Origin of the sequence: Paraclostridium dentum (assembly GCF_012922555.1) — a bacterium.
In the GTDB taxonomy this organism is placed as follows: domain Bacteria; phylum Bacillota; class Clostridia; order Peptostreptococcales; family Peptostreptococcaceae; genus Paraclostridium; species Paraclostridium dentum.
In genome coordinates this window covers 1-1,048 of the sequence record NZ_WIPK01000052.1, presented here as the reverse complement: position 1 = coordinate 1,048, position 1,048 = coordinate 1, and the positions used below count along the sequence as shown (strand labels likewise).

Here is a 1,048-nt window from a genome sequence, read left to right as displayed (position 1 = left end):
TAAAGCAAAAAGAAAAACAGCTACAGACAACCACTTCATGATCTTTCCACCATAAAACAAGATTGCTTTGAAAAGTTGAAGGAAAGATCATGAAGTGGTTGTCTGTAGCTGTTTTTCTTTTTGCTTTATTGGCCTATCTATCAGAGGCACGTGTGTTGGATGGGATAAAAGAACATGCAAACACTGATGCAGCTCTGAGAACCAAACGAATGGTGGGAGGTCTCCTCACCCCTGGACATGTCCCCTGGCAGGCTCTGGTGTACCTCAGTGACAGCAAGATAGATGGAGGCATTGGTGGAGGAGCTCTGATTGGCCCTCAGTGGATTCTGACTGCTGGCAGGAATCTATTTGTGAGGAAGACACGAAAAGATACAAGGGGAAAAGAGCCCTTGATCCCAAAAGTATATCTAGGTATTAGGCATCTTGCCAAAGCTGATTCTACTACTGAAGTGGCAGTGGAAAAGGTGATTTTACACCCAGCTTTCCAGAATGCCTCAGACTCAGACAATGACCTGGCGCTGATCCATCTGAAGGAGCCGGTGATCTTCAACGACACTGTTTTCCCCATCCCTCTGCCTGAGAAAGGTGACAATCTGGAGGAGGGTGAGGGACAGACAGGCGTCATTGCTGGTTGGGGCTGGACACCACTTTTCACATTCTCAGAGATCCTCAAGTTCCTTGCCCTTCCGGTTATTCCGAGTAATGCACAGGACGATAAGATCTTGACAACCCGTACTAAATTCCAGGAGAATGTTTGTTATGGAGATGCAGGTGGAGCCCTGGCCATTCTTAACCCTGACACGCAAAAGGTCTATGCAGCTGGAATCCTTTCAAATGATGAAGCGTGTACTAGAGATCAGATGACTATTTTTATGAAGATCTCTGCCTACTTGCCGTGGATCCACAGTGTGATGAGAGGTGACTCAGACAAGTTTTCGTCTCTCCGTACTTCCATCATGAATGATTTGCTTTCAAAGTAACCATGGACTCTTTACTGTTCTGTGCAAAATTATAAATTGTCAATAAAGGATTATATTCAAAAAAAAAG

1 protein-coding gene is annotated in these 1,048 nt (G+C 44.8%); it reads left to right on the top strand.

From position 1 onward, the window contains the following. The first annotated feature begins 89 nt into the window (after nt 1-89). On the top strand, nt 90-980 hold the full coding sequence (locus GFJ41_RS20875; RefSeq protein ID WP_170075970.1) for a serine protease: 891 nt from the start codon (nt 90-92) through the stop codon (nt 978-980). The last annotated feature ends 68 nt before the right edge of the window (nt 981-1,048 follow it).

Excerpts from the sequence above, each read along its gene's own strand:
- GFJ41_RS20875 (WP_170075970.1), top strand. The coding sequence starts at position 90 with ATGAAGTGGTTGTCTGTAGCTGTTTTTCTTTTTGCTTTATTGGCCTAT.